This is a genomic window from Microbacterium sp. LWH10-1.2, from assembly GCF_038397765.1.
GTDB classification, from domain to species: domain Bacteria; phylum Actinomycetota; class Actinomycetes; order Actinomycetales; family Microbacteriaceae; genus Microbacterium; species Microbacterium natoriense.
In genome coordinates this window covers 3259351-3284054 of record NZ_CP151638.1, presented here as the reverse complement: position 1 = coordinate 3284054, position 24704 = coordinate 3259351, and the positions used below count along the sequence as shown (strand labels likewise).

22 protein-coding genes are annotated in these 24704 nt (G+C 71.3%); 14 read left to right on the top strand and 8 right to left on the bottom strand.

Annotated features, from left to right (window positions below):
* Positions 1-55 precede the first annotated feature (55 nt).
* The 10 genes from MRBLWH10_RS15345 to MRBLWH10_RS15300 all read left to right on the top strand — a co-directional run bounded on the left by MRBLWH10_RS15345 (position 56) and on the right by MRBLWH10_RS15300 (position 11453).
* The gene (locus MRBLWH10_RS15345; protein WP_341940576.1) at positions 56-2923 is read left to right on the top strand and encodes an AAA family ATPase; all 2868 of its coding nucleotides are present in this window, start codon (positions 56-58) and stop codon (positions 2921-2923) included.
* 111 nt (positions 2924-3034) lie between these two features.
* Complete coding sequence (locus MRBLWH10_RS15340) at positions 3035-4309, top strand: right-handed parallel beta-helix repeat-containing protein (RefSeq protein WP_341940575.1); 1275 nt, start codon at positions 3035-3037, stop codon at positions 4307-4309.
* A 5-nt stretch (positions 4310-4314) separates the two neighbouring features.
* Entirely contained in the window at positions 4315-4962 is a 648-nt protein-coding gene (locus MRBLWH10_RS15335; RefSeq protein WP_341940574.1) for a hypothetical protein, read from the top strand.
* Positions 4955-6031: a Dyp-type peroxidase gene (locus MRBLWH10_RS15330; protein WP_341940573.1), complete on the top strand. Its 1077-nt coding sequence runs from the start codon at positions 4955-4957 to the stop codon at positions 6029-6031. The genes MRBLWH10_RS15335 and MRBLWH10_RS15330 overlap by 8 nt, the downstream gene beginning before the upstream one ends.
* Positions 6032-6139: 108 nt before the next feature.
* Positions 6140-6343: a cold-shock protein gene (locus MRBLWH10_RS15325; protein ID WP_017831237.1), complete on the top strand. Its 204-nt coding sequence runs from the start codon at positions 6140-6142 to the stop codon at positions 6341-6343.
* A 168-nt stretch (positions 6344-6511) separates the two neighbouring features.
* Complete coding sequence (locus MRBLWH10_RS15320; RefSeq protein ID WP_341940571.1) at positions 6512-7555, top strand: iron-siderophore ABC transporter substrate-binding protein; 1044 nt, start codon at positions 6512-6514, stop codon at positions 7553-7555.
* Positions 7556-7587: 32 nt separating this feature from the next.
* Entirely contained in the window at positions 7588-8643 is a 1056-nt protein-coding gene (locus MRBLWH10_RS15315) for an iron ABC transporter permease (protein ID WP_341940570.1), read from the top strand.
* A complete protein-coding gene (locus MRBLWH10_RS15310; RefSeq protein WP_223587272.1) occupies positions 8640-9701 on the top strand; it encodes an iron chelate uptake ABC transporter family permease subunit in 1062 nt (353 codons plus the stop codon). Before MRBLWH10_RS15315 ends, MRBLWH10_RS15310 begins: the two co-directional genes overlap by 4 nt.
* Complete coding sequence (locus MRBLWH10_RS15305; RefSeq protein WP_341940569.1) at positions 9698-10498, top strand: ABC transporter ATP-binding protein; 801 nt, start codon at positions 9698-9700, stop codon at positions 10496-10498. The genes MRBLWH10_RS15310 and MRBLWH10_RS15305 overlap by 4 nt, the downstream gene beginning before the upstream one ends.
* Complete coding sequence (locus MRBLWH10_RS15300) at positions 10488-11453, top strand: siderophore-interacting protein (protein ID WP_341940568.1); 966 nt, start codon at positions 10488-10490, stop codon at positions 11451-11453. Before MRBLWH10_RS15305 ends, MRBLWH10_RS15300 begins: the two co-directional genes overlap by 11 nt.
* 108 nt (positions 11454-11561) lie before the next feature.
* Here MRBLWH10_RS15300 and MRBLWH10_RS15295 read toward each other — a convergent pair whose 3' ends face one another.
* Positions 11562-12404 carry an alpha/beta hydrolase gene (locus MRBLWH10_RS15295; RefSeq protein ID WP_341940567.1) on the bottom strand — a complete coding sequence of 281 codons (843 nt, stop codon included), beginning with the start codon at positions 12402-12404 and terminating at the stop codon, positions 11562-11564.
* Between the two features lie 94 nt (positions 12405-12498).
* Here MRBLWH10_RS15295 and MRBLWH10_RS15290 point away from each other — a divergent pair, with 94 nt between their 5' ends.
* A complete protein-coding gene (locus MRBLWH10_RS15290; RefSeq protein WP_223587270.1) occupies positions 12499-13059 on the top strand; it encodes a TetR/AcrR family transcriptional regulator in 561 nt (186 codons plus the stop codon).
* A 45-nt stretch (positions 13060-13104) separates the two neighbouring features.
* The gene (locus MRBLWH10_RS15285; protein ID WP_341940566.1) at positions 13105-13683 is read left to right on the top strand and encodes a VanZ family protein; all 579 of its coding nucleotides are present in this window, start codon (positions 13105-13107) and stop codon (positions 13681-13683) included.
* 188 nt (positions 13684-13871) lie between these two features.
* Here the strand turns inward: MRBLWH10_RS15285 and MRBLWH10_RS15280 are convergent, their stop codons facing one another.
* The 7 genes from MRBLWH10_RS15280 to MRBLWH10_RS15250 all read right to left on the bottom strand — a co-directional run bounded on the left by MRBLWH10_RS15280 (position 13872) and on the right by MRBLWH10_RS15250 (position 22983).
* Positions 13872-14543, bottom strand: coding sequence for a response regulator transcription factor (locus MRBLWH10_RS15280; protein ID WP_105673172.1), 672 nt, complete (start codon positions 14541-14543; stop codon positions 13872-13874).
* Complete coding sequence (locus MRBLWH10_RS15275) at positions 14540-17062, bottom strand: ATP-binding protein (RefSeq protein WP_105673242.1); 2523 nt, start codon at positions 17060-17062, stop codon at positions 14540-14542. The genes MRBLWH10_RS15280 and MRBLWH10_RS15275 overlap by 4 nt, the downstream gene beginning before the upstream one ends.
* 26 nt (positions 17063-17088) lie before the next feature.
* The gene (gene kdpC / locus MRBLWH10_RS15270; protein ID WP_341940565.1) at positions 17089-17691 is read right to left on the bottom strand and encodes a K(+)-transporting ATPase subunit C; all 603 of its coding nucleotides are present in this window, start codon (positions 17689-17691) and stop codon (positions 17089-17091) included.
* Between the two features lie 12 nt (positions 17692-17703).
* Positions 17704-19842 (bottom strand): potassium-transporting ATPase subunit KdpB, encoded by a 2139-nt coding sequence (kdpB, locus tag MRBLWH10_RS15265; protein ID WP_341940564.1) that lies wholly within the window; start codon positions 19840-19842, stop codon positions 17704-17706.
* 1 nt (position 19843) lies between these two features.
* The gene (gene kdpA, locus MRBLWH10_RS15260) at positions 19844-21523 is read right to left on the bottom strand and encodes a potassium-transporting ATPase subunit KdpA (RefSeq protein WP_341940563.1); all 1680 of its coding nucleotides are present in this window, start codon (positions 21521-21523) and stop codon (positions 19844-19846) included.
* On the bottom strand, positions 21523-21612 hold the full coding sequence (locus MRBLWH10_RS15255) for a potassium-transporting ATPase subunit F (RefSeq protein WP_105673176.1): 90 nt from the start codon (positions 21610-21612) through the stop codon (positions 21523-21525). The genes kdpA and MRBLWH10_RS15255 overlap by 1 nt, the downstream gene beginning before the upstream one ends.
* 201 nt (positions 21613-21813) lie before the next feature.
* The gene (locus MRBLWH10_RS15250) at positions 21814-22983 is read right to left on the bottom strand and encodes an MFS transporter (RefSeq protein WP_341940562.1); all 1170 of its coding nucleotides are present in this window, start codon (positions 22981-22983) and stop codon (positions 21814-21816) included.
* A gap of 112 nt (positions 22984-23095) precedes the next feature.
* Here MRBLWH10_RS15250 and MRBLWH10_RS15245 point away from each other — a divergent pair, with 112 nt between their 5' ends.
* Both MRBLWH10_RS15245 and MRBLWH10_RS15240 read left to right on the top strand, forming a co-directional pair.
* Positions 23096-23638 carry a DUF6611 family protein gene (locus MRBLWH10_RS15245; protein WP_341940561.1) on the top strand — a complete coding sequence of 181 codons (543 nt, stop codon included), beginning with the start codon at positions 23096-23098 and terminating at the stop codon, positions 23636-23638.
* A gap of 24 nt (positions 23639-23662) precedes the next feature.
* Positions 23663-24700, top strand: coding sequence for a DUF389 domain-containing protein (locus MRBLWH10_RS15240; protein ID WP_341940560.1), 1038 nt, complete (start codon positions 23663-23665; stop codon positions 24698-24700).
* The last annotated feature ends 4 nt before the right edge of the window (positions 24701-24704 follow it).

Genomic DNA, 24704 nt, shown 5'->3' with positions numbered 1-24704 from the left:
GATCGTTCTGCCGACAGCAGCCCCGGATGTCCGACGGGAGTGGCACGATGAGTCCATGCCCCCTCTCGCTCCGAGCGCTCCGATGGTCGGCCGCGACGCCGATCTCGCGCACGTGCGCCTGCTCTTCGAGCGCGCGAGCGGCGGGGTGCCGACCGCCCTCCTCGTCGAGGGTGAGGCGGGCATCGGCAAGTCCCGGCTGCTGCGCGAGTTCGCCGACGAGATCGAGAACCGGGCCGACATCCACGTCGGCTGGTGTCTCGATCTCGGCACCGCGCGCTCTCCGTACGGTCCGCTCACCGGCATCCTGCGCTCGATCGTGCAGACGGTCGGCGTCGAGCGGGTGCGCGAGGTCGTCGGGGCCGGCGCCGACGCGCTGGGCATGCTTCTGCCCGAGCTCGCCTCCACGTCCGACGACAGGGCGAGCACGAGCCCCGAACGGCTGCGCGACGCGATCGCGAGCCTCATCGAGTGCGCGTCCGAACGCGCTCCGCAGGTTCTCGTCGTCGAAGACCTGCACTGGGCCGACGAATCCACCCTCGCGATCCTCTCCTTCCTGCTGCGCGCCCTCGGGCGGGGGCGCATCCTCCTCCTGCTGACCTGCCGCTCCGACGATGTGCGCCGCGGCGACGCGGTGAGCCGCTTCATCGGCGAGGCCACCAGGGCGCGCCTCCTCGAGCGCGTGTCCCTGGAGCGCCTCGACATCGACGCCGTGCGGGAGATCGCCGAGCAGATCACCGGCCATGCCCTGAGCGCGCTGGCTCTCGACCGCATCCAGGAGCGGGCCGAGGGGGTGCCGTTCTTCGTGGAGGAGATCGCCGGATGCTCGAAGGGCCCTCTCCCCGACGGGCTGCGCGATCTCCTGCTCGCGAGGTTCGACCGCCTCTCCGACGACGCCCGCCGCGTGGTCCAGGTGGCGTCCGGCGCCGAGCGTCCGCTGTCCCATCCGCTGCTGGTCGAGCTCGCCACCGTGCCCGACGACCGGCTCGACGAGGCCGTGCGGGAGGCGACGCGCAGCGGCATCCTCGTGGTCGCAGACGACGACTACCGCTTCCGTCACGCGCTGCTGCGAGAGGCCGTGCACGACGACCTCCTCCCCGGTGAGCGCGCGCGGCTGCATCGGGCGTACGCCGAGACGCTGGAGGCGCAGTGCGACGGCAGCGACAGCGCCGATGCCGCGGCCCTCGCGTACCACTGGCAGCTCGCGCAAGACGACCGAAGGGCGCTGATCGCCGCCGTCGACGCCATGCGCCATGCGAAGGCCCGGTTCGCCTTCGCGAGTGCGGCGCGGTTCGGCGAGCTGGCGCTCGGCCTGTGGGCGCAGGTTCCGGATGCCGCGGAGGCCGCGCACATCGAACGGCTCGACCTGCTGCTGGTGCTGGGGTCGATCCTGCGCAACGCCGGAGACGGCGAACGCGCGCTCGCCGTCGTGAACGTGGCTCTCGGCGAGCTCGATCCGGCCGCGGTCGATCCTCGTCTGCACGCGCGGCTGCTGCGCGACAAGGCGTACTACACGATGAATCTCGGGCGTCCTGGCGCGATCGCCCTGCTGCACGAGTCCCTGGCGGTGCTCGACGGGAGGGTCGACGACGACCGTCTGCGTGCGACGATCCTCAACAACCTCGCGAGCAGGTACATGATCGCCGGAGACCTCGACCGCGGGTACGCGCTCGGCGTCGAGGCCGGGGAGTTCGCGGCCCGCGCGGGGTCCGACGACGAGGCCTCGATCGCCGCGAACGTGCGGGCGGCCTCCTCGGCCCACGGCGGAGACCTCGACGTCGGCGCCCGCGAGTACGAGCTCGCCCGCACCCTCGCCAAAGGCTCGACCGCCGAGCTGCGCTACCGCGTGAACTACTCCGACCTGCTGACGCTGCTCGGCCGGTACCGCGAGGCCGTCGCGCTCGCAGAAGAGGGGCTGGCGCGGTCGCGCACCTTCGGCGTCGAGCGCACCTCCGGCTCGGTGATGACGCAGAACATGGCCGTGCCGCTGCTCGAGCTCGGCGAGATCGAGCGCGTGGAGGAGATGCTCCGCCGCGAGCTCTCGCAGAACACGCTGCGGGTGTTCCGCATGTACACCACGATGACGCGCGTGCGGGTGCTGTCGTGGCGCGGGCGGCACGAGGAGGCTGCCGAGCTGCTGAACGAGTCGTTGTCCGCGTTCCAGGAGACGGGCACCGTCGAGCGGCAGATCTGGTACGACATCACCGTCATGACGGTCGCGGTCGCCGAGAGCAGGGGCGATCTCCCCGGCGCGCTCGATGCGATCCTCGCGATGCTCCGCGACGACGGCCCCGTGCTGCTGCACCAGCGGCGCCTCATGCTGCAGTCGGGATGGATCATCGCCGAGCTGCGGGCACAGGGCGTCGACGTGACCGCCGCCGTCGCCGCCGTGCGCGCGGCCTGGGATGCGCAGGGCGAGCAGCTCAGGGGCGACTCCTGGTCGGCTCTCCTCGACGCGCTGCTCGCGCCGAGCACGTCCGGTCTCCGCGCGGCGATCGCGCTCGCCGACGGCGACGACGTGCCGGTCGTGTTCCGCGCGGTCACCCGACTCGCGCTCGCGCGCCTGCTCGTCTCCGCGGGTGACCGCGTCGAAGCCGCCTCCCTTCTGGGCAGGGCGGCCGAGATCGCCGAGGGGCTCGGTCACGTGCAGCTGCAGTCTTCCGTCGCGGCCTTCGCGGCGGCCGCGGGGCTCGGCACGAGTGCGGCGTCGGATGCCGATGCGCTGACCGCGCGAGAGCACCAGGTGCTCGACCTGATCGCCGAGGGACTCAGTAACAGGCAGATCGGCGAGCGGCTCTTCATCAGCGTCAAGACGGTGAGCGTGCACGTGTCGGCGGTGCTGCGCAAGCTCGGCGTGAGCACGCGCACGGAGGCGGCCGTGGTGGCTCAGCGCTCACTCGCCGCGGGTGATCTCGTCAGCCGCTGACGTCGGGCCGGCGCGAGTTCCCGATCAGCGCTCAAGCTCTGTGACCCCTTTCGGGGGTCACAGGCCGGTGTGGCGCCCGAGGCGTCGCGTCCTCGCCGGTAGCGTGCTCACGTGAAGAGAGTCGCCCCCGTCCTGGTGGCAGTGCTCCTGGCTGCGGCATCCCTCGTCGGCTGCGCGGCCGGAGCGTCCCCCGATCCCCAGGAGAAGAAGGACGTCGTGCGCGTCCCGCAGGACGCGTCGCTGACGGATGCCGGCGCGCTCGTCGCCGACGGGGGCATCATCCTGATCGCCCCCGGCACCTACACCGAGAGCCTGGACGTGCGCGGCGACGACGTGACCGTGCGGGGCGAGGATCGCAACGCGGTGGTCCTCGACGGCGAGCTCACCCGCAGCAACGGCGTCGTCGGCACGGGGGAGCGGATCACGGTCGAGAACCTCACCGTCCGCAACTTCCTGCAGAACGGCGTTCTCATCACGGGTGTCACCGACGAGAACGGCGCCGGCATCGCGCGGGGCCCCGACGGCTACCTCCCCGATCAGAGCCCGCCGCCGGTGCCCGGCTATCTGGTGCAGCGGGTCACGGCGAACAACAACGGCCTGTACGGCATCTACGCCTTCAACCGCACCGACGGGGTGATCCGCGACAACCTCGCCAGCGGCGGCTCGGACTCGGGCATCTATGTGGGTCAGTGCGAGCAGTGCGCAGCGCTCGTGCAGGACAACGTCATCACGATGAACGCCGCGGGGCTCGAGCTCGCCAACGCATCGGGCGTCGTCATCACGGGCAACAGGATCGTGCGCAACCGCATCGGCATCAGCGTGCTCAGCAACTACCTCGAGGCGCACGGGCCGACCGCGGGCGTGCAGATCGTCGGCAACGTGATCGCCGACAACAACGAGGCGCGGACGCCGGAGCAGGCGGGCGGCGCGTTCGGCGTCGGCGTCGGACTGGGCGGGACGGTGGATGCCGTCGTCACGGCGAACCTCATCACGGGGCACAGCGCGGCCGGGGTGTGGGTGACGTCGTCGGAGGACTTCGCCCCCACCGGCACCTCTCTCGCGGGTGACGTCTTCGCGGGGAACGCTCTCGACGTCGCCTTCGCGCCGAACGAGCGGGCCGCGGGCTCGGACAACTGCTTCACCCTGGACGCCTCTGCGACGACCGTTCCCGCGGGGCTGAGCGGATGCGCGACGGCGCCGGGCTCGTTCACGCAGGCGCCGGGGCCGGCGGGCATCATGTTCTCGAAGGTCGCCCTGCCGCCTCAGCGCCCCGGACTCGACGACGTCGACGACACGCCCCGCACGCTGCCGCGCACGGTCGAGATGCCCGATCTCAGCGCCGTGTCGGTGCCGTCGGCCGATCTTCTGGCGGAGTCGGGGTCGTGAGGCGGATGCTCGCCGCCGTCGCGGCGGTCGCGGCATCCGTGCTGCTCCTGACCGGGTGCCAGGCCGGGTTGTCTGACGAGGGTGAGCCGCTGACGGTCGCACAGTCGGAGCTGCTCGCGCAGACGCGGTTCCAGGTCGCCAGCAGAGGCGATGTCGTGCTGCACATCACCATGCTCGCGGATGACGACGTGGATCACCGCGAGTACGAGGTCACCCTCGATCCGGTGGGCCACGCCGCGTGGGGCGCCATGCTCCGCGGGCCCTCGTCACTGGCCGTGGAGGAGACCGTGGCGTTCTCGCCCACGGCGTTCCTGCGGCAGGTCGACGGACAGTGGCAGACCGAGGCCGCCCCCGACCCCGCGCTGTCGGTGGTCTTCGCGCTCGCCGCCGACCGGCCGGAGAACGCGCAGCTGCTGCGGCAGTCCGATGCGCGTCACCTCGGCGAGGTCGAGGTGGACGGTGAGCAGCAGCAGGTGTTCCGGCTGCCGAGCGTCGACGGCGGGGGCGACGTGGTGACGAGGCTCTGGCTCGACGGCGACGGACGGCTGCGCCGGATGGATGCCGGAGACGACGAGCGCCTCGTGATCCTCCTCACCGACGACGCGCCGCTTCCGCGACCGGCCGGGCTGGAGCTCGGGGACGCGGATGGCTGACGAGGGAACGGGGCCCACCCGCCGCGGGTTCTTCGTCGGGGCCGCCGTCGCCGCAGGGACCGCGGTCGCCGCGGGCGCGACCGGCTGGCTGCTGCGCGGGGTCGACGGAGACGCATCGACCGCGGAGGGAGCCCCGACGGCATCCGCATCGCCGGCGCCGCACGCCGACCGGCGCCCCGGCATCACCTTCCCCGACGTGCCGCAGCGGCACCTCGCGCTGCGCGTCCTCGCGCTCGACGGGGTGGAGTCGGCCGCTCTCCCCGCGCTGGTCGCCGCCGCGTCGCGCGTCGAGTCCCCGCCGGATGCCGGCGAGGTGACGGTGACCGTGGGCTACGCCCCGGTGCACGCGCTGACGCTGTGGCCGGAGCGCGCCGCCGCGGCATCCGACCTCCCCGCGTTCGCGCACGACGATCCCGCCATCGTGACGGGAGGAGACCTCGCGGTGCAGGTGTGCGCCGAGACGGCATCCGGAGCGCGGGATGCCGCGGACGCGGTGGTCGCGGCTCTCAGCGCGAGGATCGTGTGGCAGCAGGCGGGCTACCGCGACGCCCCGACCCCGCACGGCACGGCGCGGACCTCGACCGGCTTCATCGACGGGATCGTCAACCCGCGCACCGCAGAGCTGCGCGAGGCCGGGGTCTGGACGGATGCCGCCCACCACGACACGCACCTGGTGGTCCGTCGCATGCTCATCTCGGCGTCGTTCACCGCGCAGCCCGTGGCTGCGCAGGAGCAGGCCGTCGGGCGCTCGCGCGACACCGGCGCCCCGCTGTCGGGCGGCGGCCCCGACGACGAGGTCGACCTGTTCGCGAAGACCGCGGACGGGAGGCTGCTCACCCCGGCGGCGAGCCACGCGCGCCGTGCGCACCCGTCGCACATCGGACGCCCGTTGATGCTGCGCCGCAGCTACAGCTTCGACCCGCCGAGCGGGGCGGGTCTGGTGTTCATCGCCTTCCTGTCCGACCCGCAGACCTTCGTGATGACGCAGCGCCGGATGGATGAGATGGACGACCTGATGGCGGCCACGACCACGGACGCCTCGGGCTGCTTCTTCGTCCCGGGGGAATGAACGAGCAGACTGTCAGCCGGGCGTGGTACGGTGACGGAGCGCGCGCGGTGGATGTTCCGCCGCGGCGCAGACTGCGAAAGCGGTCATTTCAACAGAAAGTAGAAACACATGGCCACTGGCACTGTGAAATGGTTCAACGCGGAGAAGGGCTTCGGCTTCATCGCTCCTGATGACGGCTCGGACGACCTCTTCGCCCACTACTCGGCTATCGCCGGCTCCGGTTTCAAGGAGCTCCGCGAGAACCAGAAGGTCGAATTCGACGCTGAGCGTGGCCCCAAGGGCATGCAGGCGGCGAACATCCGCGCTCTCTGAGCGCGCGCTGACTTCCTGAACCGGCCGGACCCTCACGGGTCCGGCCGGTTTCTGCGTTACGGGAGAGTTAGGGTGACCTAAACGTTTGTGTTAGGTTAGGCCAGGCTTACCAAAGCCTTCCGGCGCGAACAGCGCCACGCCCCCTCACCCGAACCGAAGGGAACGCCTGTGCGCACCTCCCGTCTCCTCGCCCTCGGCGCAGCCGCCGCGCTCGCCCTGAGCCTCACCGCCTGCGCGGGGTCCACCACTTCCGGAGGTGCGCCCACGTCTTCCGCCGACTCCTCAGGGGTCGTCGCCGACGGCACGTTCCCCGTGACCATCGCCCACGCCTACGGCGAGACCACGATCGAGAAGCAGCCCGAGCGGGTCGCCACGGTCGCCTGGTCGAACCAGGAGGTCCCGCTCGCCCTCGGCATCGTGCCCGTCGGCATGGCCAAGGTGACCTGGGGCGACGATGACGGCGACGGCGTGCTGCCCTGGGTCGAGGACAAGCTCGACGAGCTCGGCGCCGACACCCCCGTGCTGTTCGACGAGACCGACGGCATCGACTACGAGGCCGTCGCCGACACCAAGCCCGACGTGATCCTCGCCGCCTACTCCGGTCTGACGCAGGAGCAGTACGACACGCTCTCCAAGATCGCGCCCGTCGTCGCCTACCCCGACGTCGCGTGGGGCACCTCGATCGACGACATGATCCGTCTCGACGCGAAGGCCATCGGCCTCTCCACGTCGGGCGAGAAGCTGATCGGCGATCTGAAGGCCGAGGCGGATGCCGCGCTCGAGGCGCACAGCGTGCTCAAAGACAAGAAGCTGCTGTTCTCCTACATCGACGCGTCCGACCTCAGCCAGATCGGCTTCTACAACGCCGTCGACACGCGCCCCGGCTACCTGCACGACAACCTCGGACTGCCGTACCCCTCGATCGTCGAGGAGAGCGCCGACAGCACCGAGTTCTACCAGACGGTGAGCTCGGAGGAGGCGGAGAAGTTCCAGGACGTCGACGTCTTCGTCGTCTACGGCGACGAGTCGATCATCCCCGTGCTCCAGGCCGACCCGCTGCTGTCGAAGATCCCCGCCATCGCCGAGGGGCGCATCGCCGTGCTCGGCGACGCGACGCCGCTCGCGGCATCAGCCAACCCGTCGCCGCTGTCGATCCCGTGGGGTCTCGACGACTACCTCGCCGTGCTGGCGAAGCCGCTCGCCGCGAGCTGACATCGGGTCCGCGTCAGCGGAACGACCTCATCGTGAGCTCCACCATCACCACCGCGACCAGCGGGAGACCGGGCGCCGCAGACCTGCGGCGCCCGGTCGTGGTGCGCACCGCCTGGCTCCTCGCCGGCGTCGCACTCATCGTCGTGCTCGGCATCCTCTCCGTGTCCTTCGGGGTGCGCGAGGTCGGCCTGTCCGACATCCTCGCCGCCCTCTCCGGGCACGATGAGACGATCCCGCAGGCCGCCATCGTCAAGCGCGTCCCGCGCACCGTGCTGGCGATCCTCGTCGGCGCCGCCCTCGCTCTCTCGGGTGCCGCGATGCAGGCCGTGACCCGCAACCCGGTCGCCGACCCCGGCATCCTCGGCGTCACCAACGGCGCCGCTCTCGCGGTGGTCGTGGGCCTCGCGTTCTTCGGCCTCACCGAGCCGTACGGGCAGATGGCGCTCGCCATCGTCGGCGCGGCGGCGGCCGCCGCCTTCGTCTACACGGTCGGCTCCCTCGGCCGCGGCGGAGCGACGCCGCTCAAGCTCGCTCTCGCGGGCGCCGCCACCTCGGCGGCGTTCGCCTCGCTCATCAGCGCGATCATGCTGCCCCGCGTCGATCTGCTCCCGGCGTTCCAGTCCTGGCAGGTCGGCGGCGTCGGCGGCGCCGAATGGCCGCGTATCGCGATCACCGCTCCCGTGCTCGCGGCGGGCGCGCTGATCTGCATCGCCAGCGCGCGGGGCATGAACTCCCTCGCCCTCGGCGACGACATGGCCGCCGGTCTCGGCGAGCACGTGTTCCGCACGCGACTCGTCTCGGCGCTCGGTGCGGTGATCCTCGCGGGCGCGGCGACGGCGATCGCGGGTCCGATCGGTTTCGTCGGCCTCATCGTGCCCCACGCCTGCCGGATGCTCATCGGCACCGACCACCGCTGGCTCCTGCCGTTCTCGGCTCTCACCGGCTCCGCGCTCCTGCTCGCGAGCGATGTCATCGGCCGCGTGATCGCCCCCTCGTCCGAGGAGATCCAGGTCGGCATCATCACCGCCGTCCTCGGCGCCCCCTTCTTCATCTGGATCGTCCGCCGCCAGAAGGTGCGTGAACTGTGACCGCCACCGAGACCGCGGTGCTCGCCGCGACCGACCGCGCCGCCGCCGTGATCGCGGGGCGCCGCTCCCGCCACCGCAGGCATGCGCGCACGACGATCGCGCTGGGCGTCCTGGTGTTCGCGCTGCTGGCCGTCGCGCTCATGGTGGGCAACACCTTCTACGGTCCGAGCGAGGTCGTGCGCGTCATCCTCGGGCAGACGGTCCCCGGCGCCTCCTTCACCGTCGGCGAGCTGCGGCTGCCGCGCTCGGTGCTCGCGGTGCTCGCCGGTTTCGCGTTCGGCATCGCCGGGGTCTGCTTCCAGACCCTCCTGCGCAACCCGCTCGCCTCCCCCGACATCATCGGCATCGCCGACGGTGCGGGAGCCGCTGCGGTCATCGGCATCGTGGTGCTCTCGCTGAGCGGGCCGGCGGTCTCGCTCCTCGCGCTCGGCGGGGCGCTGCTCACCGCCGGGGCGATCTACCTGCTGTCGATCAAGGGCGGCTTCGCGGGCACCCGGCTGATCCTCATCGGGATCGGCGTCGCGGCCATGCTGCAGAGCGTGATCTCCTATCTGCTGTCGCGGGCGGCGCAGTGGGACATCCAGACGGCGATGCAGTGGCTCACGGGCAGCTTGAACAACGCCTCCTGGGAGCGCGTCATCCCCCTCGCGATCGCCTCCGCGGTGATCCTGCCGCTCATGCTCCTGCAGGGCAGGGCGATGGGCGCGATGCAGCTGGGCGACGACTCGGCCGCGGGGCTCGGCGTGCGCGTGACCCCCACGCGTCTGCTGTTCATCCTCGGTGCGGTCGCGCTGCTCGCCTTCGCCACCGCGGCCACGGGGCCGATCGCCTTCGTGGCGTTCATGGCGGGTCCCATCGCCGCCCGCCTCACCGGGCCCGGCGCGAACCTGCTCCTGCCGAGCGCGTTCGTCGGCGCCGTGCTGGTGCTCGGCGGCGACCTGATCGGCCAGTTCGCCTTCGGGGAGCGCTACCCGGTCGGCGTCATCACCGGCGTGCTCGGCGCTCCGTACCTGATCTACCTGCTCATCCGCACCAACCGCTCGGGAGGCTCCCTGTGACCGAGGCGCACACCCTGTCGGCCGAGGCCGTGACCCTCGCCTACGGAGACCGCACCATCATCGACGGGCTCGCTCTGCAGATCGCCCCCGGCAGGATCACCACGATCGTCGGGGCGAACGGATGCGGCAAGTCGACGCTGCTGCGCGCGCTGGCGCGCCTGCTCTCGCCGACCTCGGGGCAGATCGTGCTCGACGGCACGTCCCTGCACGCGCGGCCGACCAAGGAGGTCGCGCGGGTCCTCGGGCTGCTGCCGCAGTCGCCCGTCGCTCCGGAGGGGATCGCCGTGGCCGACCTCGTCGGACGCGGCCGGCATCCGCACCAGAGGATGCTGTCGCGCTGGACCGCGCACGACTACGAGGTGGTGGCCGACGCCCTCGCCGCGACCGGAACGACCGAGCTCGCCGACCGCAGCGTCGACGAGCTCTCCGGCGGCCAGCGTCAGCGCGTGTGGATCGCGATGGCGCTGGCGCAGGAGACCGACATCCTGCTGCTCGACGAGCCGACCACCTTCCTCGACGTCGCGCACCAGGTCGAGGTGCTCGATCTGCTCACCGACCTCAGCGTCTCGCGCGGCACCACGATCGTGATGGTGCTGCACGACCTCAACCTCGCCGCCCGCTACGCCGACGAGCTCGTCGCCATGAAGGACGGCCGCGTGCATGCCGTCGGCACCCCGCACGAGGTCGTCACCGCCGAGCTGGTCCGCGAGGTCTTCGGGCTCGCCAACCACGTCACCATCGACCCGGTGTCGGGGACACCGCTCGTCACACCCATCGGGAGGCATCATGTCCGCTGAGACCACCACCGCTGCAGAGACCAAGGCCCGTCCGACCTACGCGCTCGCCCTGACCGAGGTGCGCGCGGTCGACCGGGTGTCGCCGAACTTCGTGCGGATCACCTTCGGCGGCGAGGATCTCGACGAGTTCGGCACGCCCGGCGACGTCTTCGACGCGCGGATCAAGATCATCTTCCCGCCCACGCCGCATGCGATCCCGGCGATCGACCGCGACTCCGACGACTGGTGGGGCTCCTACCTCGCCGTGCCGGAGGAGGAGCGCGGGTCGATGCGCACCTACTCCGTGCGCGAGCTGAGGGTGACGGATGCCGGCACCGAGGTGGTCGTCGACTTCGTGCTGCATCTCGAACCCGGCCTCACCGGCCCCGCGTCGACGTGGGCGAGCTCCGCCGAGGTCGGCCAGCCGGTGTTCATCGTCGGGCCGCGTCGCGGCATCCCCGCGAGCGTGCACGGCGGGGCGGAGTTCGCGCCGGGCACCGCGAGGTCGGTGCTGCTGGCCGGAGACGAGACCGCGGCGCCGGCGATCGCCCGCATCCTGGAGGACGCCCCGCGCGAGCTCCGCGGCACCGCGTTCATCGAGGTGCCGACGGCATCCGACATCCTCTCGATCGATGCGCCCTCGGGCGTCGAGGTCACCTGGCTGCCCCGGGCCGAGGGCGAGCTGCACGGATCGGCGCTGATGCCCGCGGTGCTCGCCCATCTCGGCGACGCCCCGTCGGCCCTCGAGGTGCAGGACATCGACGGCGAGGATCTCCTGTGGGAGACCCCCGACTACTCCGGCCTCGGCGAGGAGATCGCCGCGGCCGATGCGCCGGCCGACCGCTACTTCTGGATCGCGGGTGAGAGCGGCGTCGTCACCACGCTGCGCCGGCACCTGGTGAAGGACCTCGGCGTCGACCGCGGGCAGGTGGCCTTCATGGGCTACTGGCGTCGCGGCGTCGCGATGCGCGGCTGAGCGGTCCTCCTCCGCTCCGGTCGCACACCCGGTCGCCGATCCGCGAAGGACGGGACCGGCTGTGCGACCTGGGGGATGCCGCGACGGGGGCGCCGCCGCGGCATCCGATCACTTCGCGAGGAAGTCCTTCAGAGCGGCGTTGACCTCGTCGGCGTGGGTCCAGAGCAGCCCGTGCGGGGCGCCCTCGACCTCGACGTAGTCGGCGGCGGGCACGGCCTCGTGGAAGCGACGGGCGGTCGCGTCGATGGGGAGGATGTTGTCCTTCGTGCCGTGCAGGATCAGCGTGGGCTTCCCGGCGGCGCGCACGGCGTCGACGTCTCCGCGGAAGTCCTCGATCCACGCCGGGACCACGGCGTAGGCGGCGACGGGGGCGCTGCCGACGGCGACGTTCCAGCTGCCGGTGACGGCCTGCTCGCTGATGCGCGACCCGAGGTTCTCGTCGAGGTTGTAGAAGTTCTTATAGAAGTCGGTGAACCACGCGAAGCGGTCGCCCCTGGCGGCGGCTTCGATGCCGTCGAAGACCTCCTGCGGGACGCCCTCGGGGTTGTCGTCGCGCTGTACGAGGAAGGGCTCAAGCGAGGCGAGGAAGGCGAGCTTCGCGACGCGGTCGTGGCCGTAGCGCGCCACGTAGCGGGCGAGCTCTCCGGTGCCCATCGAGAAGCCGACGAGCACGACGTCGCGCAGATCGAGGGTCTCGAGGACCGTGTTGAGGTCGGCGGCGAAGGTGTCGTAGTCGTAGCCGGAGTTCACCTTCGAGGACTGGCCGAAGCCGCGGCGGTCGTAGGTGATCACCCGGTAGCCCTGGGCGAGGAGCTCGCGGGTCTGGCGCTCCCAGCTGTGGCCGTCGAGCGGGTAGCCGTGGATCAGCACGACCGGCTGGCCTGCTCCCTGGTCTTCGTAGTACAGCTCGATCGGGGTGCTGTTCTCTTGTCCGACGGTGATGTAACCCATGATCGTGTCCTTTCGATTCGGTGAGAACGATCGTTCTCGCTCGATGTGCTCCAATCTAGAGAACGATCGTTCTCATGTCAAGTACACTGGGGGCATGACCGAAGACGACGCCCGCGAGCGCATCCTCTCCGCTGCCGAGGAGCTCTACTACCGCAAGGGCTACGCGGCGGTCGGCATGGACGAGCTCCGCGCTGCCGCCGGCGTGTCGCTGCGGCGGCTGTACGCCCTGTTCCCCGCGAAGAACGACATCGTCGCCGCGGTGCTGCAGCGCAAGCACCGCGAGTGGGAGTCGTCGCTGGCGGCGGCGGTGGCGGATGCCGGCACGGATCCGCGTGCCCGGCTGCTCGCGGTCTACGGCTACCTGGAGGACTGGTTCTGCACCGGCGACTTCCGCGGCTGCGCCTTCATCAACGCGTTCGGCGAGCTCGGCGGCACCAACCCCGAGGTCGCGACGATCGTCCGCGAGCACAAGGCCTCGTTCCAGGCGTACATGGCGGGCCTCGTCGTCGAGGCGGGCGCCCCGGCATCCCTCGCCGCGCAGCTCTCGATCCTCGCCGAGGGCGCCCAGAGCACCGCGGCGATCTCCGCCGATCCGCAGGTCGCCGTGCAGGCGCGCGGAGCAGCCGAGGTCCTCATCGACGCCGCGATGGCGTAGCGCCTTCGGAAACCTCACATACGAAGTCGGCTAGCGTTGACGATCGTGCAAGGCGTCTATGAGCAGGTTCAGGTTCCGGTGCTGCCGGTGGTCATCCCCCTCGGCATCGTGATCTTCGGGCTGCTGCTGTGGCGCCTGGTGGCGAAGCGGCTGCTCTCCGTTCCGCGGGCGCTGGTGGCCGCCGCCCTGGCCGTGTACGCCGCCGGCATCGTCGGGAACACGGTCTTCCCGATCTTCGTGAACCCCATCATCGGCCCGGATGACTGGACCCCCGGACTCGCACTCATCCCCTTCGCCGACTACGAGATCGAGGACGCGCTGATCAACGTGGCGGTGTTCGTGCCGCTCGGGATGCTCGTCCCGCTGCTGCTCGCGAAGCCGACGTGGGGGAAGGTGCTCCTGGCGGTGGTCGGCACGAGCCTCGGCATCGAGCTGATCCAGCTGGCTGCGCAGAAGTACTTCGCCGGAGGGCACATCGCCGACGTCAACGACCTGCTCTCCAACGTCGCCGGTGGGATGCTCGGCTACCTGCTGCTGCTCGGCCTGTATCGCGTTCCCGGGCTCTCCGGTTTTATCGAACGCTTCCACTGGGCTCCCGCTGCGGCGCCGGCATCCGCGGCATAGGTTCTCCCCGCCCGGACGCCCTGTCCGGTGCGCCGGGTCCGCCCGGTAGCCGGCGGATCGCTCGAGATCCGGATGCCGTCGACCGAAGCATCCGGATCTCGGTTGACCTTCCGGGTCTGGGGCGCAGAAGAGCGGCCTCAGACGTAGAGAGGCCTCAGACGAGGAGTGGTCTCAGGCGAGAAGGGGCCTCAGAGCACGAGCCGGTAGCCCATCCCGGACTCGGTGAGCAGGTGCTCCGGCGCGCCGGGGGAGGCCTCGAGCTTCTTGCGCAGCTGCGACATGTAGAGCCGCAGGTACCCGGAGTCGGAGACCTGCTCGCTGCCCCAGATCTCCTTCAGCAGGTCCTGCCGCGTGACCAGGGCGCCGGGATGCCGTGACAGGTGCTCCAGCATCCGCCACTCCGTCGGGGTCAGGTGCACCCGCGCACCGGCGCGCGTGACCGTCTTGGTGGCCAGGTCGACGACGACGTCGCCGAAGCCGACGGTCGACTCGCCGCCCGCGGGCACGCTGCGGCGGGAGAGCGCCCGCAGCCGTGCGAGCAGCTCGTCGACCTGGAACGGCTTGGTGACGAAGTCGTCGGCTCCGGCGTCGAGCGCCTCGACCTTGTCGGCGGAGCCGGTGCGCCCGGAGACGACGATGATCGGCACGTTCGTCCAGCCGCGCAGCGCCTGGATCACCTCGATGCCGTCGAGCCGCGGCATCCCGAGGTCGAGCATGATGAGGTCGGGGTGGGTCTGGGCGGCGGCGGCGATGGCCGCGGCCCCGTCGGGGGCGACGACGACCTCGTATCCGTGGGCGGCGAGGGTGATCCGCAGCGCCCGCACCATCTGCGGGTCGTCGTCGGCGATGAGAAGCTTCATTCCGTCTCCGGCTCGGGGAGTCCTGCGGCCAGCGGCAGGGAGATGACCATCGTGAGTCCGCCTCCAGGGGTGTCCTCGGGTGTCAGGCTACCGCCCATGCCCTCGGTGAACCCGCGCGACAGGGCGAGACCGAGGCCGAGGCCGGTCGTGTTGTCCGTGTCGCCGAAGCGCTGGAAGGGCTGGAACATGCGGTCGCGGCGCTCGACGGGCACGCCGTCTCCGCGGTCGATGACCCTGATCTCCGCGCGGTCGCCGAGGGCGCTGGTGGAGATGATCACCCTGGTGTCGTCGGGCGAGTGGCGGCGGGCGTTCGCGAGCACGTTCACGATCACGCGCTGGAGCAGCACGGGGTCGGCGTACAGCGCGGGGAGGTCGGGGTCGAGGGTGAGCTCGACATCTGCCGGCCCCAGGCCCAGCTCGTCGACCGCGGCGAGGACGGTGCCGGCGGCATCCATCCGCGTGGCCGACACGGCGAGCACCCCCGCCTGCACGCGGCTCACGTCGAGCAGGTCGGTCACGAGGGTCGACAGCGTGGCGAGGCTCTCGTCGGCCGTGGCGAGCAGCTCGTCGCGGTCGGATGCCGACAGCTCGTGCGCCCCGCGGAGCCCGCCGATCGCCGCGACCGCCGAGGCGAGCGGGCGGCGCAGGTCGTGGCTGACCGCGGAGAGCAGGGCGCTGCGCACCTGATCGGTCTCGACCAGCGCCTCGGCCTCGCGTGCGGTCGCGCGCAGGTCGGTGTGCTCCATCGCCGCCGACAGCTGCGCGACGATGGCGTCGAGCAGTCGCCGCTCGGGGCCGTCGAGCGGAGCGCCGTTGAGTTCGAGGAGGGCCCGAGGCGCCCCGGTGACGGTCAGTCCGACGGGTACGGTCGTCGCCCGGCCGTCGGCCACGGGTTCGCCGTCGCTGGCCAGCAGCTCGCCCTCCGGCGACAGCAGTCGCACGCCGCTCAGTCCGAACGCCTCGCGCGTGCGGCTGACCAGCGCGAGCACGGCGTTGTCTCCGCGGAGCACGTTGCCGGCGACCGCGGCGAGCAGCTCGGCTTCGGCGGCGGCGCGCTGGGCCGTGCGTGCTCGGCGGGCGGCCTGGTCGACGATGAGGCTGACCAGGATCGCGATGACGACATACAGGCTGAGCGCGAGGGCGTGCAGTGGGTGCGCGATCGTGATGGTGAACAGCGGCGCGACGAAGAGGAAGTCCAGCGTGATCCCGGAGAGCACGGCGGCGAACACCGCCGGACGCAGTCCGCCGACGAGCGAGACGACGACCACGAGCAGTTGATAGGCGAGGACCTCGGCGGTGATCGACTCCGGGCTGCGGAAGGTGAACATCACCCAGGAGAGCAGCGGGCCGAAGACGAGGGCGGTGGCGAAGCCCAGGGCCTCTCGGCGCCAGCCGAGCGCTCCGCCCTTGAGTCGGGGCAGCACGACTCTTCCGCCGGCGGCGGCGTGGGTCACGATGTGCACGTCGATGTCGCCGGAGCGGCGGATGATCTCCGAGCCGATGCCCGGTCCCGTGAGGGCGGCGGTGAGGCGGCTGCGCCGGCTGACGCCGATGACCAGCTGCGTGGCGTCCGCCCCCTGCGCGAACTCGACGAGCGTGCCGGGGATGTCGTCGCCGATGATCTGGTGGAAGCTGCCGCCGAGCGACTCGACGAGCGACCGCTGGGCCGCGAGGGCGCCGGGGGTCTCGTCGCGGAGTCCGTCCTGGGCGGTGACGTGCACGGCGAGCAGCTCGCCTCCGGCCGAACGTGCGGCGATGCGTGCGCCGCGGCGCAGCAGGGTCTCGCCCTCGGGGCCGCCGGTGAGCGCGACGACGACGCGCTCGCGGGCCTGCCAGGTGCCCTCGATGCCCTGTTCGGCGCGGTAGGTGCGCAGGGCGCTGTCGACCTCGTCGGCGAGCCACAGCAGCGCGAGCTCGCGCAGCGCCGTGAGGTTGCCGAGCCGGAAGTAGTTCGACAGGGCCGCGTCGATCCGCTCGGCGGGGTAGACGAGGCCAGCGGAGAGCCGATCCCGCAGCGACTGCGGCGCGAGGTCGACGACCTCGATCTCGTCGGCGCCGCGGACCACGGCATCCGGCAGCGTCTCCTGCTGGGCGATGCCCGTGATCTTCTCGACGACCGCGTTGAGCGACTCGATGTGCTGCACGTTGACGGTGGTGATGACGTCGATGCCGGCGTCGAGCAGCGCATCCACGTCCTGCCAGCGCTTCGGATGAGCGGAGCCAGGGATGTTCGTGTGGGCGAGCTCGTCGACGAGGGCGATCTCGGGCGACCTCTCGAGCACCGCCTCCAGGTCGAGCTCGGTGAGCTCGACGCCGCGGTGCACCGCCGTGCGCCGGGGGATCTCGGGGAGGCCGATCGTCTGCGCCAGGGTGGCCGCCCTGCCGTGGGTCTCGACGACCGCGATCACGACGTCGCGGCCCTCCTGCAGCAGGCGCCGACCCTCGGCGAGCATCTCGAAGGTCTTGCCGACTCCTGGCGCGGCGCCGAGCAGCACGCGAAGACGACCGCGGCGGGGCATCCGCTCGCGGTCCGTCCGCTCTGGCGTCATTCGGTCTCCCGCTCGTCGAGTGCGAGGTTGAGCTCGGCGACGTTGATGCGCTCCTCGCCGAGGAATCCCAGATCCCGCCCTTGAATCCTAGACTCCACGAGGTCCGTGACCTCCTGCTCCGAGAGTCCGCGCGCCGCGGCGACGCGGGGCGCCTGCAGCAGGGCGTAGGCGACGCTGATGTGCGGATCGAGACCGGAGGCGGATGCCGTCACGGCGTCGGCCGGCACCTGCGCCGGATCCACGCCCTCGCGCTCGGCGATGGCCGTCTTGCGCTCCTGGATCGCGGCGACGAGGTCGGGGTTCTCCGGCCCCAGGTTGCTGCCGCTGGACGCGCCCGCGTCGTAGCCGTCGCCGGCGGCCGACGGGCGGGACTGGAAGTACTGCGGCAGGGCGTTGCCCTCGGCATCCGTGAAGGACTGCCCGATCAGGGCGCTGCCCTTGTCGCCGGGGAGCGCGGAGCCGTTCGCCTGCCAGGGCAGCAGCAGCTGGCCGATGCCGGTGACGAGGAGCGTGTAGCCGACGCCGAGGAGGAGGGTGAGGACGAGCATGGCACGGACGGCGACGCCGGTGGTGCGCAGGGCGGTGCGGGTGGAGGACATGGTGTGCGCCTTTCAGAAGCCCGGGATGAGGCTGACGACGAGGTCGATGAGCTTGATGCCGATGAACGGCGCGATGACGCCGCCGAGGCCGTAGATCAGCAGGTTGCGCTGCAGGATCTGCGATGCGCTCGCCGGCCGGTAGGCGACGCCGCGGAGGGCGAGCGGGATGAGGAAGACGATCACGATGGCGTTGAAGATGATCGCGCTGGTCACGGCGGATGCCGGTGAGTGCAGCTGCATCACGTTGAGCGCCGCGAGACCGGGGAACACGCCCATGAACATCGCGGGGATGATCGCGAAGTACTTCGCGATGTCGTTCGCGAGCGAGAACGTCGTGAGCGCGCCGCGCGTGATGAGCAGCTGCTTGCCGATGCGGACGATGTCGATGAGCTTGGTCGGGTCGGAGTCGAGGTCGACCATGTTGCCGGCCTCCTTCGCGGCCGAGGTGCCGGTGTTCATCGCGACGCCCACGTCGGCCTGAGCGAGCGCGGGGGCGTCGTTCGTGCCGTCGCCGGTCATCGCGACCAGGCGCCCGCCCTCCTGCTCTCGGCGGATCAGCTCGAGCTTCTGCTCGGGGGTGGCCTCGGCGAGGAAGTCGTCGACACCGGCCTCCTTCGCGATGGCCGCCGCCGTGAGGGGGTTGTCGCCCGTGATCATGACGGTGCGGATGCCCATGCTGCGCAGCTCGTCGAAGCGCTCGCGGAGTCCGTCCTTGACGATGTCCTTGAGGTGCACGACGCCGAGGATGCGGGCGTCGCCGTCGGCTGCGGTCACGGCGACGACGAGCGGGGTCCCGCCGCTCTGCGCGACGCCGTCGACGAGGCGGGTGAGCTCGGCATCCGCCGTCCCGCCCAGCCATGCGGCGACAGCGGAGCCTGCGCCCTTGCGGATCTGCGTGCCGTCGACGAGGTCGAGCCCCGACATGCGGGTCTGCGCCGTGAACGGCACGACCACGGCGTCCGAGGGCTCGGCGACGCGGATGCCTCGCGCGGTCGCCAGCTCGACGATCGACGCGCCCTCGGGGGTGGGGTCGGCGAGGGATGACAGCGCGGCGACTCGCAGCAGCTCATCGGCGTCGACGCCCGGCAGGGGCAGGACCTCGTGCGCACGCCGGTTGCCGTACGTGATGGTGCCGGTCTTGTCGAGCAGCAGCGTCGTCACGTCGCCCGCTGCCTCGACGGCCCGACCGGACATCGCCAGCACGTTGCGCTGCACGAGGCGGTCCATGCCCGCGATGCCGATCGCGGAGAGCAGAGCGCCGATGGTGGTCGGGATGAGGCAGACGAGCAGGGCGATCAGCACCGGGATGCTGACGGGAGACGCCGCGTACGACGCGATCGGGTTGAGCGCGAGCACGACGACGACGAACACGATCGACAGGCTCGCGAGCAGGATGTTCAGCGCGATCTCGTTGGGTGTGCGCTGACGGCTCGCACCCTCGACGAGCGCGATCATGCGGTCGACGAAGGTCTCGCCGGGCTTCGAGGTGATGCGCACGACGATCCGGTCGGACAGCACCCGCGTGCCGCCCGTCACGGCGCTGCGGTCGCCGCCCGATTCGCGGATCACCGGGGCGCTCTCGCCCGTGATCGCCGACTCGTCGACGGTCGCGATGCCCGCGACGATGTCGCCGTCGCCGGGGATCAGCTCGCCCGCCGTGACGATCACGACGTCGTCGCGCTGCAGCTCGGCCGACGACACCTCGACGATCTCGGAGCGCTCGGCCGCGGCATCCGTCGCCTGGTCGTAGTGTGCGACGCGACGGGCCATGGTGCTCGTGCGCGTCTTGCGCAGGCTGGCCGCCTGGGCCTTGCCGCGCCCCTCGGCGACCGACTCGGCGACGTTCGCGAACAGCACCGTGAACCACAGCCAGATCGCGATGCCCCACGTGAAGATCGGGGGCACCGCCGTGCCGCCGGACTCGGCAGGGCCGTCCAGGAACGGCTCGGCGATCGCGAGCACGGTCGTGAACGCGGCGCCGGCCCAGACCAGCAGCATGACGGGGTTGCGCACGAGAGAGGCGGGGTTGAGCTTGCGCAGGGCGCCGGGCAGCGCCTCGACGAGCTGGCCCCAGCTGAACGAGCGCGGCTTCGGGGCGGGAGCGGATGCCGCGGCATCCGTGTGTTCTGCGGGTGTGGTGATGAGCGTCATGTCAGACGAGTCCTTCGGCGAGCGGGCCCAGGGTGAGCACCGGGAAGTAGGTGAGCGCGGTGACGATGACCGCCACGGCGATGAGGAGGCCGACGAACTGCGGCCGGTGGGTGGGCAGGGTGCCGGAGGTCTCCGGCACGTGCTGCTGAGCGGCGAGCGAGCCGGCCAGCGCCAGCACGAGCACGATCGGGAGGAACCGGCCGAGCAGCATCGCGATGCCCAGCGCCGTGTTGAACCACGGGGTGTTCGCGGTGAGCCCCGCGAACGCCGAGCCGTTGTTGTTGGCGGCGGAGGTGAAGGCGTAGAGCACCTCGCTCATGCCGTGCACCCCGGGGTTCCAGATGCTCGTGGCCTCGACGTCCGCCCTGACGGCGGGGATCGCGAAGCTCAGCGCGGTGCCGGCGAGCACCAGGGTCGGCGTGACCAGGATGTACAGGCTGGCGAGCTTGATCTCCCTCGGGCCGATGCGCTTTCCGAGGTACTCCGGCGTGCGGCCGACGAGCAGTCCACCGACGAACACGGCGATGATCGCGAGCACGAGCATCCCGTACAGACCAGAGCCGACGCCGCCGGGGGCGACCTCGCCGAGCATCATGTTGAGCATCGGCATCATGCCGCCGAGCGCCGTGTAGGAGTCGTGCATCGAGTTCACGGCCCCGGTCGAGGTGAGGGTCGATGCGCTGCCGAACAGGGCGGAGCCGAGGATGCCGAAGCGCTGCTCCTTGCCCTCCATCGCCGCTCCGGCGAGCTCCGGGGCGCTGCCGCGACCGGCGAGCTCCAGTGCCGAGAGCGCGAAGGTGGAGACGAGGAAGATCGTGCCCATGACCGCGGCGATCGCGTACCCCTGCCGGTCGTCGCCGACCAGGCGTCCGAACGTGCGGGGGAGTGCGAACGGGATCGCGAGGATGAGCAGGATCTCCAGCAGGTTCGTCCACCCGGTGGGGTTCTCGAAGGGGTGCGCGGAGTTCGCGTTGAAGAAGCCGCCGCCGTTCGTGCCGAGGAGCTTGATGGCCTCCTGCGAGGCGACGGGGCCTCCGGGGATCGTCTGCGCGCCCCCGGACACCATGGTGACGTCGGTGAAGCCGGCGAAGTTCTGGATGACCCCTCCGGCGATCAGGGCCACGGCGCCGATCAGCGCGATCGGGAGCAGGATGCGCCCGAGCCCGCGGATGAGGTCGACCCAGAAGTTGCCGATCGTCGTGGAGCCGCGGCGGGCGAATCCGCGCACGAGTGCGACGGCGACGGCGATGCCGACCGCGGCCGACACGAAGTTCTGCACGGCGAGACCGGCGAGCTGCACGGTGTAGCCCATCGTGGTCTCGGGCGAGTATGACTGCCAGTTCGTGTTGGCGACGAAGGATGCCGCGGTGTTGAACGCGAGTCCCTCCGGCACGGCCGGAAGGCCGAGCGATTCGGGGAGGAACGCCTGGAGCCGCTGCAGGCCGTAGACGAGGAGGAGTCCGACGACCGAGAACGCGAGGACGCCCCGCAGGTAGGCCCGCCACGTCTGCTCCGACGAGGAGTCGACGCCGATCAGGCGGTAGATGCCGCGCTCGACGCGCAGATCCTTGGGGGTGCTGAACACGTGCGCCATGTAGTCGCCCAGCGGGCGGTACAGCAGCACGAGCACCACGATCACGGCGACCGCCTGTGCGACGCCGAACCAGATCTCCCCGCCCATCAGAACTTCTCCGGGGCGACGAGGGCGACCACGAGGTAGACGACGGCGGCCACGGCGAGAGCCGCGGCGGCGATCTCGAAGAAGATCACAGTCGTTCCACCCCCTTGGCCACGAGGGAGACGAGGGCGAACAGCGCGAGAGTCAGCGCGATGTAGATGATGTCGAGCACGAGAGTCGATCAAACTCCTGTGCGAGGGGCGCCGCCGCGATCCTCACGGTTCCCCTACGGCGTCCAGGTCGACGCATGCGGGATGCTCACGGCATCCGGTCTCCGACGCGATACGAGTTCGTCAGGTGCGCCGCCGCCTCGACGGTGTCAGGACGCGGCCGGTCACGGCGACGCCTCCGGCCACCCCTGCGAGCGCGAGGAGGCCGATCGGCACGCTCGCCACGGTGGCGACGGTGCCGACCAGCAGCGGACCTGCAGCATCGCCGACCTCGCGGCCCAGTTCAGCGCTGCCCATCGTGCGCCCCATGTGCTCGGGCGCCGTGGTCGCGGCGAGGTGGGCGAACGCGAGCGGAGTCACGATTCCGAGCATCGCACCGATCAGGACCGATGCGAGGAACAGCGTCACGACGGAAGGGAGGAACGCGATGATCGTGAGAGCGATGACAGCGGCCCCCAGCCCCACGCCGGTGCCGGTGCCGGTTGCGATGGTGCCGCGGTCTCGTGCACTCCCGATGAGAGGCTGCAGCACGGCCGACGCGAGCGCGACGACTGCGACCGCAGCAGCGCCGATGAGGGGGTGGAGACCCATCTGCACGGCGAGCAGGGGGAGGAAGCCGACCGCGACTCCGAGGATCGCGGTGCTTGTGGCGAGCACGGCGGTCGGGATCAGGAAGGACGGATCGCGGAGCTGGCGGCCGAGATCGGCGATCGTGCTCCGCGCCCTCGGAAGCGGTGCGAGCCGCGGCATCCGCATGGCTACGAGGAGGGCTGAGGCGGCAGCGAGAACGGCGAGAACGACGTAAACCGATTCGATCCCCGCGGTGTGAGCCAGCAGGACACCGAGGATCGGGCCGAGCAGGTATCCGGCGCTCTTCCACGAGCCGTATCGGCCGAAGTACCGTCCCAGCAGGTCGTTTCCGGCCAGTCGGGCGACCGCCGAGGACGACGCCGGCGAGAAGGCGGAGGCGGCGGCGCCCTGCCCGAGTCGGACGAGCGCGAGGGCGAGCGGAGTCGTCGTGACGATCGCCACGGTCGAGATGAGCGCGAAGGCGATGAGGCCGCCTATGATCACCGGACGCACCCCGATCCGATCGCTGAGTGCGCCGAAGACCGGCTTCAGGATCACCTCGGCGACGTCGTAGAGAGCAAGGACGAGCCCGAACGCCAGGAGCGATAAGCCGATGTCCTCCGACTCGGAACCGAGCACGGATGCGACGCCGTGGGCGCCGAAGGCGGTGGTGAATCCGGCGAGGTACAGCGGGGCGAGCGAAAGGCGGTTGCTCCTGGTCACGGACGCAACTGTAGGCCCTTCGTGTTGCCGTTCCGCATGGAAACGGGAGGGAGCCGTTCGGGTTCCGTCTGGATCCGCGCCTCGCGATGGCGCGCGGAGGAGTGTGGATGGCATGTCCCTCATCCACCGTCCCCGCTTCACGACCGCACCCGCACCCGCCCCCGCCGCGGTCGCCCGCGTCCCGCGGTGGGGGCACCTGTCGCGGAGCGTGAGCCACTACGGCACCGTCGCCTGCGTGCTGGCCATCTATCCGCCCGACTCCTCGGATGCCGAGCGCCGGCTGGCCGAGGCGAACCGGCTGTACGCGCCACTGTCCTTCGGCGGCAGCGTCGTCGCGTGGGTGGCCCTGTGCGCCGTCGGTGCGCCTCCCCTGCTCGCTGCGATCGCGCTCGCCGTCGTGCTCCTGCCCGTCGGCATCCTCCTCTCCCGTCGCTCCCGTGGCATCCGGAGCCGCACGATCACGCTCTCGTCGAGCAGATCGGGGCTCGGCGACGACACGGCCGACGAGCGTGCGCGGCAGCGCCGCCTCGACACCCTGGCGGAGGCGCTGGAGGACGCCGCCGTCGCCTGCCGTCAGGGCGTGAGCGACCGTGCCGGATTCGACCGCGTGTGGCGGGCGGCGTATGCGCATGCGCTCGCCGTCGCGGCGCGGTGAGGCCGAGGCGAGCACAATAGGGGCATGCTCTCCGTCCGCGTCAGCGTCGCCCGCCCGCTCTCCGCACAGGTTCGCGAGAGCCTCGCGCAGGATCCCACCGTCTGCGGGCTGATCGTGGTCCCCGGCGCCGCGCTCGACGGTCACGGCGACGTGATCCTGTTCGAGATGACCAGGGAGAACGCGAACAACATCATGCGCTCGCTCCGGCACCTCGGCGTGCCGGAGGAGGGCGGCATCGTGGTGTCCGAGCCGCTGGTCGTCGTCTCCGACGCGGCCGATCGTGCGGAGAAGGTCGCGCCGGGGCATCCCGCCGACGGCGTGTTGTGGGCGCAGCTCGCGAGCCACGCCGAGGAGGATGCCCGGCCCTCGGTCTCGTTCTTCGTCTTCCTGCTGCTCGCGACGCTCATCGCCGGGGTCGGCCGGATCCTCGATCAGCCGATCCTCATCATCGGGGCGATGGTCGTCGGACCGGAGTTCGCTCCCCTCGCCGCGATCTCCTATGCGCTCGTGCGCCGTCGCCGGGGGATCGTCGCGCCGGCTCTGGGCACGCTCCTCGGCGGCTTCGCGGCGTGCGCGGCGATCGCCTGGGCCGTGTGGGCGCTCCTCTACGGACTCGGCGTGATCACGTTCGCGCAGGCGACGACGGGAACCGCGACGGAGTTCATCGTCGCCCCTGACGCCTGGTCGTTCGTGATCGCCATCCTCGCGGGGATCGCGGGGGTGCTCTCCCTGACGACGGCGAAGTCGTCGGCGCTCGTCGGCGTGTTCATCTCGATCACCACGGTGCCGGCCGTGGGCACGATCGGGCTCACCCTCGCGGTCGGCGCCTGGGACGAGGCGCGGGGCTCGGCGATCCAGCTCCTCGTCAACCTGTGCGGTCTTCTCATCGCCGGAGTCGCCACCCTCTACGTGCAGCTGCTCACCGGCCGCTGGCGGGGTCTGCGCGCCGCACGGCTGCGCAGGCTCCCGCGCCAGCGCAGCAGCGCCCGCGTGCGGATGCTCAGCATCGAGGAGGACGCCCGCCAGCCGCGCCGTGCACGGGACGCACGCCGCGACGGGTGAGACG

Bases quoted from the DNA above. Each gene is read 5' to 3' on its own strand.
- MRBLWH10_RS15245 (WP_341940561.1), top strand. From the start codon at position 23,096: ATGTCCCTCATCCACCGTCCCCGCTTCACGACCGCACCCGCACCCGCC.
- MRBLWH10_RS15330 (WP_341940573.1), top strand. From the start codon at position 4,955: ATGGCTGACGAGGGAACGGGGCCCACCCGCCGCGGGTTCTTCGTCGGG.
- MRBLWH10_RS15335 (WP_341940574.1), top strand. From the start codon at position 4,315: ATGCTCGCCGCCGTCGCGGCGGTCGCGGCATCCGTGCTGCTCCTGACC.
- MRBLWH10_RS15325 (WP_017831237.1), top strand. From the start codon at position 6,140: ATGGCCACTGGCACTGTGAAATGGTTCAACGCGGAGAAGGGCTTCGGC.
- kdpC (WP_341940565.1), bottom strand. From the start codon at position 17,691: ATGTCCTCCACCCGCACCGCCCTGCGCACCACCGGCGTCGCCGTCCGT.
- MRBLWH10_RS15345 (WP_341940576.1), top strand. From the start codon at position 56: ATGCCCCCTCTCGCTCCGAGCGCTCCGATGGTCGGCCGCGACGCCGAT.
- MRBLWH10_RS15240 (WP_341940560.1), top strand. From the start codon at position 23,663: ATGCTCTCCGTCCGCGTCAGCGTCGCCCGCCCGCTCTCCGCACAGGTT.
- MRBLWH10_RS15290 (WP_223587270.1), top strand. From the start codon at position 12,499: ATGACCGAAGACGACGCCCGCGAGCGCATCCTCTCCGCTGCCGAGGAG.
- kdpB (WP_341940564.1), bottom strand. From the start codon at position 19,842: ATGACGCTCATCACCACACCCGCAGAACACACGGATGCCGCGGCATCC.
- MRBLWH10_RS15280 (WP_105673172.1), bottom strand. From the start codon at position 14,543: ATGAAGCTTCTCATCGCCGACGACGACCCGCAGATGGTGCGGGCGCTG.
- kdpA (WP_341940563.1), bottom strand. From the start codon at position 21,523: ATGGGCGGGGAGATCTGGTTCGGCGTCGCACAGGCGGTCGCCGTGATC.
- MRBLWH10_RS15275 (WP_105673242.1), bottom strand. From the start codon at position 17,062: ATGCCCCGCCGCGGTCGTCTTCGCGTGCTGCTCGGCGCCGCGCCAGGA.
- MRBLWH10_RS15295 (WP_341940567.1), bottom strand. From the start codon at position 12,404: ATGGGTTACATCACCGTCGGACAAGAGAACAGCACCCCGATCGAGCTG.
- MRBLWH10_RS15300 (WP_341940568.1), top strand. From the start codon at position 10,488: ATGTCCGCTGAGACCACCACCGCTGCAGAGACCAAGGCCCGTCCGACC.